General features: G+C 37.1%; 18 protein-coding genes. 8 read left to right on the plus strand and 10 right to left on the minus strand.

Going from position 1 to position 19587, the window contains the following annotated elements:
* Positions 1–16 precede the first annotated feature (16 nt).
* The 4 genes from MMF97_RS04855 to MMF97_RS04870 are packed head-to-tail and all read right to left on the minus strand — an operon-like array spanning position 17 to position 6291.
* Positions 17–763 (minus strand): lysophospholipid acyltransferase family protein, encoded by a 747-nt coding sequence (locus MMF97_RS04855; RefSeq protein WP_243360100.1) that lies wholly within the window; start codon positions 761–763, stop codon positions 17–19.
* Between the two features lie 11 nt (positions 764–774).
* Positions 775–1329, minus strand: a complete 555-nt coding sequence (locus tag MMF97_RS04860; RefSeq protein WP_243360102.1) for an NUDIX domain-containing protein — start codon at positions 1327–1329, stop codon at positions 775–777.
* Positions 1330–1383: 54 nt separating this feature from the next.
* Complete coding sequence (locus tag MMF97_RS04865) at positions 1384–3789, minus strand: outer membrane beta-barrel protein (protein ID WP_243360104.1); 2406 nt, start codon at positions 3787–3789, stop codon at positions 1384–1386.
* A gap of 18 nt (positions 3790–3807) precedes the next feature.
* The gene (locus MMF97_RS04870) at positions 3808–6291 is read right to left on the minus strand and encodes a TonB-dependent receptor domain-containing protein (RefSeq protein ID WP_243360118.1); all 2484 of its coding nucleotides are present in this window, start codon (positions 6289–6291) and stop codon (positions 3808–3810) included.
* An 86-nt stretch (positions 6292–6377) separates the two neighbouring features.
* On the opposite strand from MMF97_RS04870, the gene MMF97_RS04875 reads away from it, so the two are divergent.
* Complete coding sequence (locus MMF97_RS04875) at positions 6378–6980, plus strand: thioredoxin family protein (protein ID WP_243360120.1); 603 nt, start codon at positions 6378–6380, stop codon at positions 6978–6980.
* Positions 6981–7156: 176 nt separating this feature from the next.
* On the opposite strand, the gene hisS is transcribed toward MMF97_RS04875, so the two are convergent.
* The 4 genes from hisS to pdhA all read right to left on the minus strand — a co-directional run bounded on the left by hisS (position 7157) and on the right by pdhA (position 11764).
* The gene (gene hisS / locus MMF97_RS04880) at positions 7157–8533 is read right to left on the minus strand and encodes a histidine--tRNA ligase (RefSeq protein ID WP_243360122.1); all 1377 of its coding nucleotides are present in this window, start codon (positions 8531–8533) and stop codon (positions 7157–7159) included.
* An 83-nt stretch (positions 8534–8616) separates the two neighbouring features.
* Positions 8617–8955 (minus strand): TfoX/Sxy family protein, encoded by a 339-nt coding sequence (locus MMF97_RS04885; protein WP_243360124.1) that lies wholly within the window; start codon positions 8953–8955, stop codon positions 8617–8619.
* 127 nt (positions 8956–9082) lie between these two features.
* Complete coding sequence (locus tag MMF97_RS04890) at positions 9083–10732, minus strand: 2-oxo acid dehydrogenase subunit E2 (RefSeq protein WP_243360125.1); 1650 nt, start codon at positions 10730–10732, stop codon at positions 9083–9085.
* Positions 10733–10768: 36 nt separating this feature from the next.
* Positions 10769–11764, minus strand: coding sequence for a pyruvate dehydrogenase (acetyl-transferring) E1 component subunit alpha (gene pdhA / locus MMF97_RS04895; RefSeq protein ID WP_243360127.1), 996 nt, complete (start codon positions 11762–11764; stop codon positions 10769–10771).
* 417 nt (positions 11765–12181) lie between these two features.
* Between pdhA and MMF97_RS04900 the strand changes: the two genes are divergently transcribed.
* The 3 genes from MMF97_RS04900 (at position 12182) to MMF97_RS04910 (ending at position 14115) form a co-directional block, all read left to right on the plus strand.
* Complete coding sequence (locus MMF97_RS04900; protein WP_243360137.1) at positions 12182–12733, plus strand: C40 family peptidase; 552 nt, start codon at positions 12182–12184, stop codon at positions 12731–12733.
* 77 nt (positions 12734–12810) lie between these two features.
* Positions 12811–13914 (plus strand): CapA family protein, encoded by a 1104-nt coding sequence (locus tag MMF97_RS04905; protein WP_243360139.1) that lies wholly within the window; start codon positions 12811–12813, stop codon positions 13912–13914.
* Positions 13915–13929: 15 nt separating this feature from the next.
* The gene (locus MMF97_RS04910) at positions 13930–14115 is read left to right on the plus strand and encodes a hypothetical protein (protein ID WP_243360141.1); all 186 of its coding nucleotides are present in this window, start codon (positions 13930–13932) and stop codon (positions 14113–14115) included.
* Positions 14116–14162: 47 nt separating this feature from the next.
* On the opposite strand, the gene MMF97_RS04915 is transcribed toward MMF97_RS04910, so the two are convergent.
* Positions 14163–16196, minus strand: a complete 2034-nt coding sequence (locus MMF97_RS04915) for a M13 family metallopeptidase (RefSeq protein WP_243360143.1) — start codon at positions 16194–16196, stop codon at positions 14163–14165.
* A 135-nt stretch (positions 16197–16331) separates the two neighbouring features.
* On the opposite strand from MMF97_RS04915, the gene MMF97_RS04920 reads away from it, so the two are divergent.
* Positions 16332–17267, plus strand: coding sequence for an SPFH domain-containing protein (locus MMF97_RS04920; protein WP_243360145.1), 936 nt, complete (start codon positions 16332–16334; stop codon positions 17265–17267).
* 53 nt (positions 17268–17320) lie between these two features.
* On the opposite strand, the gene MMF97_RS04925 is transcribed toward MMF97_RS04920, so the two are convergent.
* A complete protein-coding gene (locus MMF97_RS04925; protein ID WP_243360147.1) occupies positions 17321–17815 on the minus strand; it encodes a DUF1579 family protein in 495 nt (164 codons plus the stop codon).
* Between the two features lie 54 nt (positions 17816–17869).
* Here MMF97_RS04925 and MMF97_RS04930 point away from each other — a divergent pair, with 54 nt between their 5' ends.
* From MMF97_RS04930 to MMF97_RS04940, 3 genes are read left to right on the plus strand one after another with little or no spacing between them, the layout of a single operon-like run.
* On the plus strand, positions 17870–18487 hold the full coding sequence (locus MMF97_RS04930; protein ID WP_243360149.1) for a hypothetical protein: 618 nt from the start codon (positions 17870–17872) through the stop codon (positions 18485–18487).
* Positions 18488–18490: 3 nt separating this feature from the next.
* Positions 18491–19054: a thiamine pyrophosphokinase gene (locus tag MMF97_RS04935; protein ID WP_243360150.1), complete on the plus strand. Its 564-nt coding sequence runs from the start codon at positions 18491–18493 to the stop codon at positions 19052–19054.
* Complete coding sequence (locus MMF97_RS04940; RefSeq protein ID WP_243360152.1) at positions 19051–19545, plus strand: GNAT family N-acetyltransferase; 495 nt, start codon at positions 19051–19053, stop codon at positions 19543–19545. The genes MMF97_RS04935 and MMF97_RS04940 overlap by 4 nt, the downstream gene beginning before the upstream one ends.
* Positions 19546–19587 lie beyond the last annotated feature (42 nt).

Consider the following 19587-nt stretch of genomic DNA (forward strand, 5'->3'; position numbering starts at 1 on the left):
TATAACCCCTTTAATATTAGCTGCGGCGGGGTTGATTTAATTGTTCTCTTATTGCATTTTCGGTTTCCAATACAATTTCATCCGTGGTTTTGCCTTCGCGTTCAACAGGAGCTAAAACGGTCCATCTCAGATTGAGTAAGGCATTTAACGGATAAGAACCATATTGTACAATTTTCCAGGAGTTTTCAATGGCAACAGGTACAATTAAAGCATTGGGTGTGGTTTTTAAAAGCGTAGCTATACCGCCTACCTGAAAAGGTTTCATTTTACCATCTCTTGCACGTGTTCCTTCAGCAAAAATAACCGTACTCCAGTTGTTTTCTTTTAAACGGCGGCCCAATTTGATGATTTCTCCAATAGCCTGTTTACTGTCTTTACGGTCAATATTGGCTCCGCCCCCATATTTAAGATTAAATGAAATAGATGGAATTCCTTTTGTCAGTTCTATTTTAGAAATAAATTTAGGTTGAAACTTACGTAAAAACCAAATCAGTGCAGGTATATCATACATACTTTGGTGATTGGCCACAAAGATGATAGGTTGATCAACAGGCAAGTTCTGCTCGTTCTTAAAGCTGACACTGTTTAGCAAGAATAGATTACAATAAGTAAGACAGAAATTTAGATAGTCAACAGATTTTTTATGTGCCTTATAGCCAAATAATTTATAGCATATCCATTGTACGGGGTGAAATATGCATAAAAAAAGTCCAAATAACAGGTAAAAAATAGGGGTTAAAATGATACCTAATATCTTATTCATAATTTGTCAGATTAAATTAAACCTTGTTGCATCAATAAGCGGGTTTTTAAGATAGCAGCTACACTCATGCTGTCGGTTATTTCATTGTTGAGTACCATTTGGTAAGCCTGTTCGAAAGGGATTTTTTTGACTTGCAGGTCTTCCGTTTCTTCTGGCTCTGCTATGCCTTGGCTAAGGCCTTGCGCAATATAAATAATAGCACTTTCATTGCTTACAGAATTTGATAAATGCATACGTTGTATTTCTGTAAATTGTTGAGCATGCAAACCAGTTTCTTCTAATAATTCTCTTTTTGCACTTTCTACAGGATCAATATCCAACGGTCCTCCACCTTCCGGGATTTCCCAGCTATAGGCATTTAGAGCATATCTGAACTGACCCACCAACCAGGTGTTGTGATCTTGATCTAGCGGTAAGATACCAATTGCAATATTTTTAAAGTGAACAACACCATAAATACCTTCATTACCGGCAGGGTTTATAACCTGATATTCGGTTAGGCTAATCCAGTTGTTTTGGTATATATTTTTACTGCCCAGCGTTTGCCAGGGGTTATTATTGTTCATGGCCGCAAGATACGTAAAAGCTTTTACAGCACCATATTGTTGGTAACTGAATGCTTAATTTTTAGGGGGTGGGGGTATTTCAACCTTGTTAGTTTTTATTCTGGTAAAACGCCATGTTAACGAAAAGGTAACGTTGTTGCTATTGCTAACTCCATAGCTTTGAGAATAGAAATTGAGACCTTCGCTGTAAGTACTTGTATGGCTAGCCCTGAAAGGATCATTGGCACTGATACGAGCAATCAGATTGTTTTTTAAGAAAGATTTACGTAATCCGAAACTTGTATTTACAGAACCTTTATTACGCCCCTGAGCATTTACATTATTGTTGTAGCTTAAACTTGCTTCAAAAGCCGTTTTATAAGGTAACTGAGCAGAAAAACCTATTCTTGATCTGATACTGACCCCTTCTTTGTTTAGGCTGTTGTTGATGTCTGAACGGTACTTGCTTCTGAATACACCAAAATTGCCATTTGCAGAGATGGTTTTTGTAGGCCTGTAATTACCAATTAGCATTAAAGACATGTTATCGTTTGACCCCACATTATCAAAAGTGCTTTCTGAAACCCCATTAGATTTTACAAAACGATAACGCTCTATTACACCTTTAGCGGTTGAATAGGATAAACGGGGTGTAAAAGACCAGTTTTTACCAAATACACCAAATGTAAGATCTACCTGATGAGTAAATGAAGGATTAAGATGAGGATTTCCGTAAGAAATATTCAGTGTATCTGCGTTATTGATCTGTGGATTTAAAGCATTTTCACGGGGGCGGTTAATACGTACACTATAACTTAAGCCAATATTGTAACGTTTTCTAAAGTATCTGTTTAATGATAGAGAAGGGAAAAAGCTGAAATAAGGATCTACATTGTAAGTTTGCCCGGTTGACAGATCGAAGTTAACATTGGTATATTCTGAACGTAAGGCAGCCTTTGCAGACCAGCCGTTTTTACGGTAATTGTACGAACCGTAAGCAGCTAATATGTTCTCATTATAAAAGAACTGATTACTTAGCTTTATGTTAGTATTATACTGCTGTGTCTTAAAATTGTAATCTTCTACGAGCTGGTTATTGTCGTTTTTACGATAGTTATAAGCTATACCAAACTCTAGGCGATCTCTTTTGTTAAATACAGGCTTGTCGTAATCGAGATTGAAATTGATATTGCGATTGCCTATTTCGTTATCATTTTGCTGTAAAGTAGGATTTAAATTTGCAGGAAAGGCATAAGATCGATGGAAACTCCGCAAAGAATTGTTGCTGTTTGTGCCTACAGTAATACCTGCACTTAATTTACTGCCAATGGTGTCTAATTTAAAGTTATAATCTGTATTGAATACAAAGTTATTGCTACTGGTATTGCCAGTGTTTATTTGGTTGCGCAAACGCTTGGTAATATTTTCTTCACTGATATAGTAAAAATCATTTCCCGATTCGTTATCGCCATTATTAAGATTAAAGCTTGCGGTAACCCTTAAGTTTTGCTGTTTGGTAATATCCCAGTCTAAAGATGTTCTGAAGTTACCACCATCGCTTTTTGAATTGGCCTGATTAAACTGGTTATAATAAAAGGTTGTATCAGGGAAAAAATTAGTACGGTAGCTTTCACTATTGCTTTTGCCCACATTTTTACGGTAGGCTCCTCCTAGTGAAAGGTTATAGTTTTGCCCTTTGTATGATGCATTGGCATTGGCATTGGTGTTGCCTTGTAAGCCTGCAGAAATACTTACATTGCCATTAAAGCCTACCTTAAAGCCTTTTTTCATTACAATGTTAATGATCCCTTCGCCATCAGCAGAATATTTGGCCGGTGGATTGGTCATCACCTCTATCTTTTCTATAGCATCAGATGGCAGTACATTTAAAAGATCGGCTATATTGGAAGTCATATAATCAGACGGCTTGCCATCTATAAAAACTCTGGTACTCCTTTTACCAGCTATGGTTGCATTGCCATCTATATCTACCTGAACCATGGGAACTTCTTTTAATAAATCTGTAGCTGTGCTACCCTCGGCAAGTATACTTGAGCCTACATTATAAGTAATTACATCTGCCCCTATTTCTATAACAGGTTTATCTTGGGTAATTACTACTTCGTTTAAGTTATTTTGACTGGAGGCTAATTTCAGTAATCCCAGGTTTTTATCGGGACTTGCTGCGGTAATGGCAATCTCATTAACGATTAAAGGAGTGTAGCTTACATAGCTTACCTTTAATTTATAAGTGCCCGGTTTAAGGTTAGTAAATTTAAAAAGACCATTTTCATCAGTCTGGAAAGTAAATAATGGCTGTTCAGCATTATTTTCTGAAACAGCCACTACTGCAAAGGGAATGGGAAGTCCACCTTCCTGCTCAACTACTTTGCCTCTTATAATGCCATTATTATTGTTTTGTGCAAAAGAATATAGGTGTAATGTGAGTATAAAAATGCAACAGCAGATAATTCTTTTCATTACACCTAATATATAATTTTAGAAGCTTTCTTCATCAGGTCTCGACTGATTTTCTTCAGGCTTTTTGCTTTTCTTTAAACTGAAGTCTGATTTTCCAAATCGGTAAGATAAGGTAAGGCTACCCATTGTACCAGACCAGCTACGGCTAAAGTCTGTAACAGATGCAGGATTTACGGTCTGCATTTCAAATTTACGGGTATTTAAAACGTTTCTTATATTAAGACTCAAGCTTGCTTTCTTATTATAAAAATCCATTTTAGCGCCTGCATCAAGGCCGTACATGGCTTTCATGGTACCCTGTGCCATTACTTCTTTTGAACGGTAATCACCTCTTACCTGGAGAGTAATGCTATAAGGTAAAGTAAAGTTGTTGGTTAGGTTGGCATTGTAGCTAAAACCACTATTATCAATAGTACCTAAGGCCGGAATACCTTTAATATTACGCTGGTACATATTTACATTTGCCGTAAAATTCCAGTTTTTAACCAGATCAAATTTACCAATAAGCTCAATACCACTGTTTTTGGCATTGGTTAAGTTCTGAGGTATGGTCAATGTAACCCCATTGGCATCGGGTTCAGATTTTAAACGTTGAATTACATCATTGGTCTGACGGAAATAAGCAGTTGATACCAAAGACCATTTTTTGAAAAACCTGCTGTAACTTAACTCGAAAGCATGTACATCTTCAGGTTTTAAGTTTACATTACCCATGCGGTGGTTTAAAGGGTCTGATACATCTATAAAAGGATTGGTATCCCAACCACGCGGACGATTAACTCTGCGGCTGTAGCTTAACTGTAACTGCTGATCGTTTTTTAATTTTTGGGTTAAATAAACACTTGGATATAAGCGGGTGTAAGCCACTTTCCCTGGTGTATAACTAATGTTATGATTAGCATTATATGTACCCATCTCCGTATCTAAGGTGGCATCCTCTCCACGTAAACCAACCTGATAACCAAAGTTGTTGATCTGGTTCTGGTAGTTCATGTAAATGGCATGTACCTGATCTGTACTGTTAAAATCATTACTTAAAGTACGACTAAACTCGTAAACATTGTTGATTAATGAATCTGCAACGGTTGCGCTGGTAGATTTACGTATCTGACTTCTAAAACCCGCTTCTATGCGACCTTTTTCACCTAAAGGCAAAACATAATCAATTTGTGCATTGTAATTATTGTTATCGCCTAAGCGTGTAGTACGTTGTAATGAAGCCGGCTGGTTAGGTGTTGGTAAACCACCCTGGAAATATTTTGAAGTATTGTAAACCTGGTAAGTGTTATTGTTACCTGTTGAATAGTTCATATTTATAGATAGTTCTTCACCTTGTTTTTTAAATTTTTGAACAAAATCCAAATTTGCGTCATAGCTGTTACCTTTACGGTTCTCTGCATTAATACGATTACTCAGGTTAACAGGTGTACGATTGATGTCATATTCGTTAATGCTCAGGTTGTTATCTTCTTCACTGTTACGACTATTAATACCTCCCGAAAGGCTGATCACACTTTTAGGAGCTAAGTAATAATCAAGCCCTATTTTTGCATTATGGCCTTTATTCAAATCTGATGATGAGGTTAACTGGTTAGCAAGACTTATACTATTGATCGCATTTTTATAAAAGATATTGTTATAACCACCGCCAGGCCTGTTGCCATAGCGATAACCATAGTTTGCGTATAAATTGACCTTTTTATTCTGGAAACTAATATTGGTACTAGCATTATAATTATCCTTGTTTCCTGCGGTTAATGCTACACTACCATTAAAACCAAGCTTCTTATTCTTTTTTAAAATGATATTAATGATACCTGTTTGACCTTCTGCATCATATTTAGCCGAAGGGTTGGTAATTACTTCAATGGTTTCAATAGAACTTGCAGGGATAGAAGCCAAAATCTGCGCCACATCTCCCCCTGCAATTAACGATTGTTTACCGTCAATTAAAACTCTTGCATTTGAACCACGTAATGAAACATTTCCATTCATATCAGTTTGTACTGAAGGAACGTTCTGCAATACTTCTGTTGCCGATCCGCCTTCACTTACGATACTCTGATCAACCGAAAAAACTTTTTTATCAATGCCTAACTGCATGGTTGGTTTAGAAGTTGTTACGGTTACTTCATTTAAAATATTACCTTTTCCGGTTTTCATTTTAATGGTACCTAGTTTAACTTCTTTCTGGGCTGCATTAATGGCAACAGAATCGCGCACCATGGTTTGGTATCCGATCATACTTACTTTAAAACTATAAGTTCCATATGCTAAATTGGGTACTTCAAAGTTTCCATCTAAATCACTTTGTACAACCCTGATTGTAGCTTTGGTTTTTTTATTTAAAACCGTAGCTGATGCAAAAGGTAAAGTTTCGCCGGTTTCTGCATCTACAACTTTACCTGTAATTTTTCCAATATTGTTTTGCGCATGAGTTTTTACAATAACTATACTAAAAACAACAAATAATAAAAGAACTTTGCACGTAATCCTATTCATTTTAATTCAGTTTCATTTGTGAGCCCCAAATCTCGCTAATTAAAACTTTAAAGTGAGGGCAGTAACCATTTTATTACACCATAGTTATGACAGAATACCGTAATATTTTTGATAAGGAAGCTTTAACTTATGAAGCTTACAGAAAGCTAGTAGATGACCTTTTAGCAGAGGGAAAAACAACAGGAGAAGACCATAGCGAGGCTATGTTGCATTATAGCAAAATGAATGTGCAACGCATGAACCGTGTTGAAAAAACTGCGGTTTTAAATGAAGAATTAACTGAAGCTCTGGCACAATTAAAAGGATCATATGATCTTTTGGTTATTACTGAGGGCTGGTGTGGAGATGCAGCTCAAATTGTGCCCGTAATTTATAAAATGACTGAGATTGCCAATGGTAAACTGTCTTTAAAACTTGTGCTTAGGGATCAAAACCTGCCTTTAATAGATGCGCATTTAACAAATGGTGGAAGAGCTATTCCTGTGTTACTGATATTGGATAAAGAAGGAAACCTGATGCTGCCTAAATGGGGACCAAGACCTGTTGCATTACAAGAGTTAATGGGCGAATGGAAAAAAGAAGGCGTAGTTATGCCCGAATTGGCAGAAAAACTGCATGGCTGGTATGCTAAAGATAAAACACAGCATACGCAGAAAGAATTAGCCGTATTGATTAAGCAATTGCCTTAATTGTTTCTCTTGTACTTGTTGTACATTTAAAGCATAAACTATTTATTATGCTGTCAGTCTGAGCCTGTAGAAGACTTCTCGCATAAAAAAAGCATTGTCATCCTGAGCTTGTCGAAGGAACAATGCTTTTTTTTTACTTTTACTTAAGGGTATTGGATTTTGCGAAAACAATAAATTTAAGCAGCTTTTAGCTTTTCTAAGATATCAACAATATTTAATTTTTGCTGCTCGCCGCTCTGCATATTTTTTAACGTCAATAAACCACTGCTCATCTCATCATCTCCAATTAAAATTACATAAGGTATGTTTTTGGCATCGGCATAGCTCATTTGTTTCTTTAACTTGGCAGATGTAGGATAAAGTTCAGTAGCTATACCTGCGGTTCTTAATTCCTGTAAAACAGATAAAGCATATAACTCTGCTTTTTCATCAAAGTTACTGATGAGTACTTTTGTACCTTGTACGGTTTCTGCCGGGAATAAGTTCAATTCTTCCAGTACATCATAAATACGGTCTGCTCCAAAAGAAATACCTACGCCTGTAAGGTCTTTTAGGCCAAACATGCCTGTAAGATCATCGTAACGGCCACCACCTCCAATGCTGCCCATAGCAACTTCATTGGTTTTTACCTCAAAAATGCAGCCTGTATAATAATTTAATCCACGGGCTAAGGTAATATCCAGCTCAAGATTTGAGATTTGAGATTTGAGATTTAAGATATAATTGAAAACGGTTTCAATCTCTTCAATACCTTTTAAACCAACAGCAGAGCTTTTGAGCACTGTTTTTAAGCTGGTTAATTTCTCTGTATTAGAACCTTGTAATAAAATTACCGGTTTCAGTTTTTCGATATCGGTTTCAGTAAAACCACGTTCTAACAATTCTTTGCTTACGCCATCTAAACCAATCTTATCTAGTTTATCAATGGCTACGGTCATGTCTACAATCAGTTCAGGTTTCCCTATTATTTCGGCAATGCCCGATAAGATTTTGCGGTTATTGATCTTGATCGTAAAATCTTTTAAACCTAGGTTACTTAAAGCTTCCTGGTAAATCAGTACGAACTCAGCTTCATTTAATAAAGAAGGAGAACCAACCACATCGGCATCGCATTGGTAAAACTCACGGTAACGACCTTTTTGTGGTCTGTCTGCACGCCATACGGGTTGTACCTGAAAACGTTTGAACGGGAAAGCAATCTCGTTCTGGTGCATTACCACGTAACGAGCAAAGGGAACTGTTAAATCGTAACGTAAAGCTTTTTCTGAGATGAGGGGGGTTACAGCGTTTTCTTGTTTATATTCTAAAAAATGTAGAGGAACTTTTTGAAAATAGCTTCCGCTGTTAAGAACCTTAAAAATCAGTTTATCTCCCTCATCACCATATTTACCGGTAAGCGTTTGCAGATTTTCCATACTTGGGGTCTGGATTTCGGCATAGCCATATTTTCTGAAAACAGTTTTAATGGTGTCGAAAATATAATTGCGTTTTACCATTTCCTGCGGGGTAAAATCTCTTGTGCCTTTTGGTAAGCTCGGTTTTGTAACTGACATGGCGCAAAAGTAACTAATTAAGACGAAAGGTAAAAGAGAGTAAAGGTTTGCCCTTGGTTAGCTAAGGTAACTTTCTTTGGTAGCTACTTTGATGATTTTGCCCGTTCATTAAAATCTAAACACAGCTTAAGCCAAAATTCAAAGTCTTCTTTTCGATTGAAGCCGATGGGCTCTACATAACAATAATCTTTCATCTGCCTTCCTTTCATATTCATAGGTAAAAAGCCTCTTTTTTCTGCTAATTCTTCAAGTAAATTCGGGTCGAAGCGACACATCAGGTTTTCGCCGCTTACGTTAATACACATCTTATCATTTACCATAAAAGCAAGACCGCTAAACATTCGTTTTTCGGTTACTGTGATATTGGGTATTGTTGATAAATATTCCCGTATTCTATCTGCTAATGCAATGCTGTAAGCCATTTTTAAAGTTATTCATTTGGCTTTAAAAAAGAAAAAAGGCTTCCAAATTTTTGGAAGCCTTTATATGGTTTATCCTTCGACAAGCTTCCCGTTGTTACGGAAACAGGCGAAGATGACAGTTTTACAATTATGCTAATAACGTAACAGGTGCTTCTAACAATTGCTTTAATGTTTGTAAAAAAGCTGCACCAGTTGCACCGTCTACTACACGGTGATCGCAACCTAAAGTTAATTTCATTACGTTTCCAGGAACTACAGCACCATTTTTAACTACAGGAACTGCTTGGATAGCACCTACAGATAAAATAGCTCCGTCTGGAGAGTTGATGATTGAAGTAAACTCATCGATACCAAACATACCTAAGTTAGATACGGTGAAAGTTGAGCCTTCCCAATCTGATGGTTGTAATTTCTTAGCTTTTGCTTTAACACCGTACTCTTTAACCTCAGCAGAAATGTGAGATAAAGATTTGCCATCAGCAAAACGAACTACAGGAACCAATAAACCATCTTCAACAGCCATAGCTACACCAATGTTGGTATGCTCGTTGAAACGGATTTTATCGCCTTGCCATGAAGAGTTAACTGCTGGGTGTTTTTTCAATGCTACAGCAACTGCTTTGATTACGATATCGTTGAAAGATACTTTTACAGGAGCAACAGTGTTGATCGCTGTACGAGCTGCCATTGCATTGTCCATATCAATACTAATCGTTAAGTAGAAATGTGGAGCTGTAAATAAACTTTCGCCTAAACGTTTAGCAATTACTTTACGCATTTGCGAAACAGGTTTCTCAGTGTATCTTTCTTCGCCAACATAAGTTGGGATAACCGGAGCAGCCGCAGCTTCTTTCGGGCTTTCGGTCTTAGCGCTCTCAGACTTCGCCGCTGGCGTAAAGTTCTCTACGTCTTTTTTAATGATACGGCCACCTTCTGCACTACCTGCAACCTGTGCTAAGTCAATTCCTTTTTCCTGTGCAATTTTCTTTGCTAAAGGAGAAGCAATAATGCGCCCACCATTAGCATTGTTTACTGCAGCAGGGGCAGTAGTTTCTTTTGAAGCTTCAGCAGCGGCTTTCGAACTTTCAGTCTCTTTGCTTTCCGACTTAGCAGCAGCAGGTGCGTCGCCCTGTGCTAAAATGCCAGATACATCAGTTCCTTCAGGTCCAACAATGGCGATAATACCATTTACTTTAGCCGCCTGACCTTTTTCAACGCCAATGTGTAATAAAGTACCTGTAGCATAACCCATTACTTCCATTGTAGCCTTATCAGTTTCTACATCAGCAAGTACATCGTCATCTTTTACTTTATCACCCACTTTTTTATGCCATTCGGCAATTACGCCTTCAGTCATAGTATCACTTAATAAAGGCATACGTATTACTGTAATACCTTTCGCAGCAAGTTCTTCTTCACTTAAACCATCACCTTTTGCAGGAGCAGTTTCAGTTTTAGCTTCTTCTTTTGGTGCTGTTGTTTCAGCAGCAGGAGCAGCAGTATCTTGCTCTGCAGCTAAAGCTGCTTTATAATCTTCGCCTTCTTTACCAATTACTGCAATAATTGCATCAATCGGAACGGCTTTGCCTTCTTCTACACCGATATAAAGTAATGTGCCATCCCAATATGATTCCATATCCATGGTTGCCTTATCTGTTTCTACTTCGGCAAGCACATCTCCACTTTTTACCTTGTCGCCAACTTTTTTGTGCCACTTCGCCATAACCCCTTCAGTCATGGTGTCGCTCATTTTAGGCATTCTAATAATATCAGCCATTTATATTTATATTTTAAATGATGGTCTTAAACTAAATTAATCTTTAACAAACGGATAGTCCTGTTGAACATAAATATCTGTGAACAATTCTTCCGGTTGAGGCCAAGGAGATTCTTCTGCAAATTTTACAGCTTCATCAACCGTTGCTTTTACTTTTTCCTCAATTGCTGTAATCCATGCTTCATCAGCATATTTTTCTTTTAAGATTACTTCTTTAACGTGTTCAATAGGGTCTTTAGCTTTGTACTCTTCTAATTCTTCCTTAGTGCGGTATTTAGCAGGGTCTGACATAGAGTGACCTCTGTAACGGTAGGTTCTCATTTCTAAGAAAGTTGGTCCTTCGCCAGCACGAGCACGTTGTATAGCCTCATCCATAGCGTTGTGTACAGCTACAGGGTCCATACCATCAACCGGCGCACATGGCATATCAAAACCTAAACCTATTTTAAAGATATCGATCATATTTGTTGTGCGTTGTACTGAAGTACCCATAGCATAACCATTGTTTTCACAAACAAAAATAACCGGTAATTTCCATAACATAGCCATATTGAATGCTTCGTTCAGCGCTCCCTGACGTACAGCACCATCACCCATATAGCAAATGTTTACATTGTTAGTTCCTTTATATTTTTCGGCAAAAGCGATACCGGCACCTAATGGGATTTGACCACCTACGATACCATGCCCGCCGAAGAAATTATGTTCTTTACTAAAGATGTGCATAGATCCACCTTTGCCTTTAGAACAACCGGTGGCTTTGCCGTACATTTCGGCCATGATACTTTTTGCGTCCATACCTAAAGCAAGGCCGTGAGCATGATCGCGATATGAAGTAACCATTGAGTCGCCTTTTTGCATTGCAGAAATTGCACCGGCAACTACTGCTTCCTGCCCAATGTAAAGGTGACAAAATCCACGAATTTTTTGCTGTCCGTAAAGTTGTCCGGTCTTTTCCTCGAATTTACGCATTAGCAACATCGACTCGAACCACTTCAAATAAGTATCTTTATTTATTTCTACTGCACTCATTTTAAGATATTAGTTTTGTTTATCAAGGAGCAAATCTAACTTTTTTTCTTTTATTTTTTGATATAAGCCTTTGCAAAAACAACATTAAATAGTGTGTGTTGCCCACCCTGTTTTGGCATTTGCAGAACAAACGGACTTCAAATGCATGATAATTAACATTGCTGGCAAATTAAATTTTGTGCTGTGCATAATTAACCTAATATGTAGCGGTTGTTGTTTTTGCGGGTTTGTGAATAAAATATTACAATGAGAAACGCTGGTTGAAATGTTTAAAAACGTTAAAATGTTAAAAACTTTTGCAATAGCTGTTAATATATTTGGATTAAGTTTGTTAAAGTTCTATTTTTGCTCACCAAACAATAAGCCTCTAAGGTTTGCGTTAAGTGTAAGTGTTGTTTACCCAAACTTAATTGTATAATGATTAAAAAGTTTTTGTGTTCTACTTTAATTGCCCTTTTTGTTTGCTCAGCAAGTTTTGCACAAACTAAACCAAAAGAAACTAAAGTTGAAGATCCAGACAACCTGGCGTCGCAGTATTTCTCTCAGGTAATGGGAGTAGCAGTAGATGCGACTTCTAATTTAAAACTTTACAAGTTTATTTATGAGTGGATTGGTACGCCTTACCGTTATGCGGGAAATACCAAAAAGGGAATAGACTGTTCTGCTTTTGCCAAAGCTATTTATGATAAAGTTTTTAATACTAATATCCTTCGTAATTCAAGAGATATTTTTAGCATGGTAAATCCCTTGTCTAAAGATGAATTGAAAGAAGGGGATTTGGTGTTCTTTAAAATTAAAAGTAAAAGCATATCTCACATAGGTGTTTATTTAGGTGATAACAGATTTGCACATGCTTCGAGCACAAGAGGTGTGGTAATCAGCAATCTGAACGAGCCTTATTACAGTCGCTATTTTTACAAGGGCGGACGTATTATTGAACCGGGAGATAAGAACTTTGTAGAGGAATAGAAATACAATTCATTGTAGATTTTACAATAAAGACATATAATCCTCCTATTTTTAGGGGGATTTTTTTATGAAATAAAATGAGGAAATTCTTTTACCTGCTTAATTTATCGCTGGTGTTATTGTTTGGCCTGATGAGCTGTCAAAGTAAAACGGTTGAAGCAAAACAGCAAGTGCATACCGATACGGTTCCGTTAAAAAGAATAAAAGACACACTTAGCATTACAGCGGTAGGTGATGTAATGATCGGTTCTGCCTTTCCAAGTGTTAAGCTCTTGCCGCCTAACGATGGTAAAGATAGTTTTAAAGCGGTAGATAGTCTTTTAAAAGGCGATATCGTTTTTGGTAATCTGGAAGGCTGTTTTTTAAACAGTGGTAATTCTGATAAATGCAAAGGCATCAATCCCAATAATTGCTATGCTTTTAGGATGCCTGAGCGTTATGCAGGGATTATAAAAGCTGCGGGTTTTAATGTAATGAGTGTAGCCAACAACCATGTTGGCGACTTTAATTCAAAAGGGAGAAAGAACACGGCACGTGTTTTAGATTCGTTGCAGATTAAATATGCAGGTCAGCTGCAAAAGCCATTTGATCTTTTTACCATAGATAGTGTTACTTATGCTTTTTGTGCTTTTGCACCGAATGAAAATACGGTTTCAATTCTAAAAATAGATAGTGCCAAGGCTCTGGTTGCTCAACTTAAGGCTAAAGCCGATATTGTTATTGTATCTTTTCATGGTGGAGGTGAGGGGGGCAATTATCAGCGGGTAACCCGTAAAACAGAAACCTTTTTTGGTGAAAACAGGGGGAATGTTTATGCTTTTGCTCACGCGGTGGTAGATGCAGGAGCCGATGTGGTTCTGGGGCATGGGCCGCATGTAGCCCGTGCGGTAGAAGTTTATAAAAATAAATTTATAGCCTACAGTCTTGGTAATTTTTGTACCTACGGTATGTTCAGCCTAAAAGGTCCTAACGGGATAGCGCCTTTATTGCAACTTAAAATCAATTCCAAAGGCGATTTTCTGTATGCAGATATTGTATCTGTAAAGCAAGACAAACAGGATGGTTTAACTTTAGACCGGGATTTTGGAGCATTTAAAAAGATACAGAGTCTTACCGCATTAGACTTTCCAGAAAACCAATTGTTATTTGATGAACAAAAGCAGCGTATTAGTCTGAAATAACATTATTAACCTGAAATGAAATCTAATCTTTTACTTCATTATATCATTACGATATCTGCGCTTATGGTAGTGCTTGCAGCTTTATTCAAGATTTACCAAGACAGCGCTAACGCTAAATTTCTGATGCTCACTATTGCGGGATGTTTATTGGTTGCGGTAGGGCAAATTTTGATTATAAGACAAAAGAAAAGTAAAAAATAAGGGTGTTCAATTTGAACACCCTTATTTATAAGATTATTTAGAATTTATTACCAAACGCCCAATCTGTTTTCAGGAGTAAGGTACATTTTAGCAGTAGGTTTAACATCAAAAGCTTTATAGAAAGATTCCATGTTATAAACTGCACCATTAACTCTGTATTGTTCAGGTGAGTGAGGGTCTGTTTTTAACCTTACTCTCATCAACTCATCTCTGGTTTTAATACGCCATACCTGTGCAAATCCTAAGAAGAAACGTTGGTCAGGTGTAAAGCCATCAATTTTGGTGTTGTCTTCTTTACCTTGTTTAGTGAGTTTAAAAGCATCGTATGCTATAGCTAATCCGCCTATATCGGCTAAGTTTTCGCCTAAAGTTAAACTACCGTTTACATGTTGATTGTCTAACAAAGTAAAACTATTGTACTTGGCCACAACTTTATCAGCTTTCTGCTGGAATTTTTCTGCATCAGCTTTTGTCCACCAGTCTTTCATATTTCCTGCAGCATCATATTGTCTGCCCTGATCGTCAAAACCGTGTGTCATTTCGTGACCTATTACTGCACCAATAGCACCGTAATTTACAGCATCATCTGCACTGGCATAGAAGAAAGGAGGTTGTAAAATACCAGCAGGGAATACAATTTCATTGTAAGTGGGATTGTAATAAGCATTTACCGTAGGAGGGGTCATCTCCCAATCTGTTTTGTCAACGTTTTTGCCTATTTTTTCCAATTCTTCTTTAATGGCATGGGCTTTTGTGCTCATTACGTTTTCAAAGTAGTTGTCTTTTGTAATGGTTACATCGCTGTAGTTTTTCCATTTGGCCGGATAACCTATCTTTTTAAGGAAAATATTTAATTTTTCCGTAGCCTTGGTTTTAGTTTCGGCACTCATCCAGTCCAGTTTTTCAATTCTTTTAGCAAATACTTTTTGCAGGTTGTTTACCAACTCATCCATTCTGCTTTTAGCTTCAGGGGTAAAATATTTCTCTACATAAAGCTGTCCAAGCGGATCGCTAAGTTTACCATCTATCTGATTAATTACACGTTTCCAGCGCTCAGATTGCTTTTTCTGTCCGCTAAAGATTTTGCTGTAATTAAATGAAGCATCTACAAAATTACGGCTCAGGTAACGGGCATTACCCGAAATATAATCGAATTTAAGTTTGGTTTTCCATGCATCAACCGGTTGGCTGCTCAATAGAGCATTTAGCGCTTTAAAGTAATCTGGCTGGGCAACATTTACACTGTCCATTTTTACATTTAAGGCTTTAAAGTGCTCCTGAAGATTAACAATTGGCATAAGCTGTGCAAATTCTGCAACGCTCATTTTGTTGTAATTCTTTTGCGGGTTGCGTAACTCTACCGGTGTACGGTGTGATTTGGCTAGCTGCGTTTCTAAAGCTAATAAAGTGTTGGCTTCCTGAGCGGCTTTAGTTGCATCAAGTCCGGTAAAGCTAAACATCTGTTTTGCATAGTTTATAAGACCTTCTCTTGCAGCTTTAGAGGCACTATCTGTGGCAAAGTAATAATCTTTTTCAGGTAATGATGTTCCTGACTGCGAAAACGAGGCAATATTTTTTGTACTGTTTTTCTCGTCAGCACCTACATAAAAGCTAATTAAGTTCTGATCACTGGTTTTAGACAATTCATTGATAACCGTTAACAGTTCCTGTGGAGTTTTAACGGCATCTATTTTAGCTAGAGTAGCCTGAAGAGGAGTTGCCCCTAATTTTTCTATAGTTACGGTATCCATTGCACTGGCATAATAATCTGCAACTTTTTGCTTAATGCTACCTTTTGCGGCATTTTCTTTTTCGGCGTCTTCTACAATGCCTTTAAGTTTTTTTAAGTTATCTTCATATAAGATATAAAAACTGCCCCATCCGCTTTGATCGTCTGGTATCTTGGCAGATTTTAGCCATTTTCCATTGGCGTATTCAAAAAAGTTATCACCGGGACTTACTGATTTATCCATACCTAAGGTATCTATAAATGGTCCCTGTTGTTCGTTGTTGTTTTGTTTGCTCTGGCAGGCGATCATCAGCGTTAAACCCACCAAAGGTAAACCAAGTTTTATTTTCATAATGTTAATATAAGTTAGTTCTTAAATACAATTTACGACAAAAATGTTTGAAATGGTATTTGGTCACAGAAATATTTAAGTGCATTATTGGTGAAATACTGAAACTGTTTCCTATTTTTAGAAAAAACAAATATTATGGAATATATAAGCGGTATTTTACTTTTCTTGTTACTGGTTGTACTTTTAAGCTCTTTTGTAACAGTTAAACAGGGAACTATTGCGGTGGTTACCGTATTTGGCAAATACAGAAGGCAGTTACCTCCCGGATTAAATTTTAAAATTCCTTTAATTGAACAGATACATGCCCGCATATCGGTGCAAAATCGTTCTGTAGAACTTTCTTTTCAGGCTGTAACGCAAGATCAGGCAAATGTTTATTTTAAAGCGATGTTACTTTATTCTGTATTAGACCAGAATGAAGAGACCATAAAAAATGTGGCGTTTAAATTTGTGGATCAGAATAACCTGATGCAGGCATTGATCAGAACCATTGAAGGTTCAATAAGAGCATACGTAGCTACACAAAAGCAAGCGAATGTTCTTGCGCAACGGAATGAAATAGTTGAACATGTAAAACATCAGATAGATCCTGTTTTAGAAACATGGGGTTACCATTTACAAGATCTACAATTGAACGACATCACATTTGATGAAGAAATTATGCGTTCAATGAGCAGAGTGGTGGCTTCTAATAACTTAAAAGCGGCTGCTGAAAATGAAGGACAGGCACTTTTAATTACCAAAACTAAAGGAGCAGAGGCCGATGGTAATGCCATTAAAATAGCCGCAACTGCAGAGCGTGAAGCTGCACAGCTACGTGGACAGGGTATTGCTTTGTTTAGAGAAGAGGTAGCAAAGGGTATGACCAATGCAGCGCAAGAAATGCAGCAAGCTAATTTAGATACTTCGGTAATTTTATTTACTATGTGGACTGAAGCGATTAAACAGTTTGCCGAGTACAGTGAAGGTAATGTAATCTTTTTGGATGGAAGTACAGATGGTATGAACAATACCATGAAGCAACTAATGGCTATGCAACTGAATAAGCAGGCCGAACCTAAAAAAAGCTGAGCCAATAAGGTAAACAGCTAAAAAAAGCGAGAGGAAATGAAACTCTCGCTTTTTTATTTCCTATAATAAATGGTTTCAGTAGCTTTAGCTTCAACACCATCAGGAGAGATGTTAAACGCTCTGATTAAAAATTGTTCAGAGTTCATGATTTCTAACTCGGTACGCCAGCCCCAGCGTTCGGGATATTCTAAACTGCCATAGCTTCCCAATACCCAAAATCCTTTTTTATTTTCTTCGCCTTCAGAAAGCATAATGCCTGTACCCATATGGAAACTATCCACCCAACTACATTGGCATTTGTTATTGTCTAAATCAAATCCCCATATCATGATCCCTTCAAAAGTTTTGCCCTGTACACTACCTTTATACTCATAACGGATAAATCTTTCTCCTAAAACAGCAGTGATCTTTGCTTCCATCGGAGACTCATCTGCCAGTACATCTTTTTCAAACCAAGTGCGTGTATTTCCATCCCAGTTACCAATTAATGTATGGAGTTTCCAATGTGGGCCACTTTCTTTTGAAATATCAAATTTACTTTTGCTCATTCTTCTAATATAAGGATTTTATTTAGCTTTACCTACACGCAGAAAGTGTAACAGATGAAATCAAATTTTATAAAAATCCTGCTGTTTTTTACCTGTCTGGCACTATCATGCCGTAACGATAAGAAACCCGCTCAAACATCAGTAAAAGATAACGAACGGCAGTATTATAATGCGATTATAGGTTGGCATATTGATATTCCTCAGGGATATAAACAGACTCATGAAAACAGTTTAAAACTGAACGATGAGAATGGGAAAAACGCGGTTAAGCAAAACTACAATACAGAAGTTAATACAGACAGTATTATGCATCTACTTAGTTTTCAGAGAAACCAGTTTAACCTTTTTGATTCTACCATAAAGAAATTTGATGTGAAACGAGATGGTGATTATTTAAAAAATAATGCAGCCACGCAAAAAATGCTTTATGATATTTATGCAGCGCAAAAGATCAGGATAGATACCTCTTCTTTTACCCAGAAAATATCAGATGTACCTTTTCAGGTGTTTAATATTAAAATTTATGGGCCTAATGGCAGTGTTGTTATGCAACAGCAGATGTATGCGGCGTTAATTAAAGGCTACGATCTGGGAATAAATATTTCATTTAATAACGAAGCAGATAAAGATGTTCTGTTAAACGCTTTAAAAGCTTCAACTTTTGAAAAGTAAGATATGTCATCACATCATATTGTAAAAGAAAAACAAGAACCGGCACTGTATATTCATGAACTGGGTAGTTTTGATGAAGAATATTTAGGGCAGCTTTTGGAGTGGAGCCCTACTATTATTACCTCAGCTCAGGAATATGAAAAAGTAATATCATTGGGCTTAAAGGTAGATTTTGTAATAGGAGATATAGATGCCAGCTTATTGCAGGAGCATACTAAAGTTATTACAGCTGGAGGAAGCTCAATGGATACTGCTTTGCGCTACCTGATTGCAGAGAAATATCCTGCTGTGAACATTATCAGCAAGGTGAGTAAGTTTGATGATCTGATTGATTTTGTACCTTATATTAACATTGTGCTCTTTACCGGTAATGAGAAATATTATGTGATTAAAAAGGATTTTAGCGTTTGGAAACCTAAAGATTCGATTTTTTTAATTGATATCATATCCTATTTTGAAACAGATAATCTGGAACAGCAGGAGGATGGTACTTTTGTAGTAATAGAAGATGGCATGGTGAGCTTTAACTTTAATACCCCATTTTTATTTATAGGAGAACGCATATGATTACACTGAGAAAAGCAAAAGAACAGGACCTGTCTGTTATAGCTGATATTGCGGAAAGAACGTGGCCCTTAACTTATGGTGATATCATAAGTTCAGAGCAATTGCGCTATATGCTGGATAGAATGTACAGTCATGCAGAATTGTTATTACAGCTAGAGAAAGGACATACTTTTCTAATTCTAAGTAATGATATGGTTGATATTGGTTTTGCCGGATTCTCTGCAGACGAAAATGAAAATAATGTGTACAAATTACATAAGCTTTATGTTTTACCTGATGCTCATGGCGGCGGCTTTGGCAAATTTCTGATCAATGAAGTGGTAGATCAGGTGCGTAAGGCAGGGGGGGCATATCTACAGCTTAATGTAAACAGAGCTAACAAAGCAAAAGATTTTTACGAGAGAATGGGTTTCAGGGTAAAAGAAACGGTAGATATTGATATTGGCAATGGGTTTTATATGAACGATTACGTGATGGAGATTGCGCTTTAAAATAAAAAAGGGGCTGTTTAAATTAAACAGCCCCTTTTTTAT

This window comes from Pedobacter montanisoli (assembly GCF_022809115.1).
Classification (GTDB): Bacteria; Bacteroidota; Bacteroidia; order Sphingobacteriales; family Sphingobacteriaceae; genus Pedobacter; species Pedobacter montanisoli.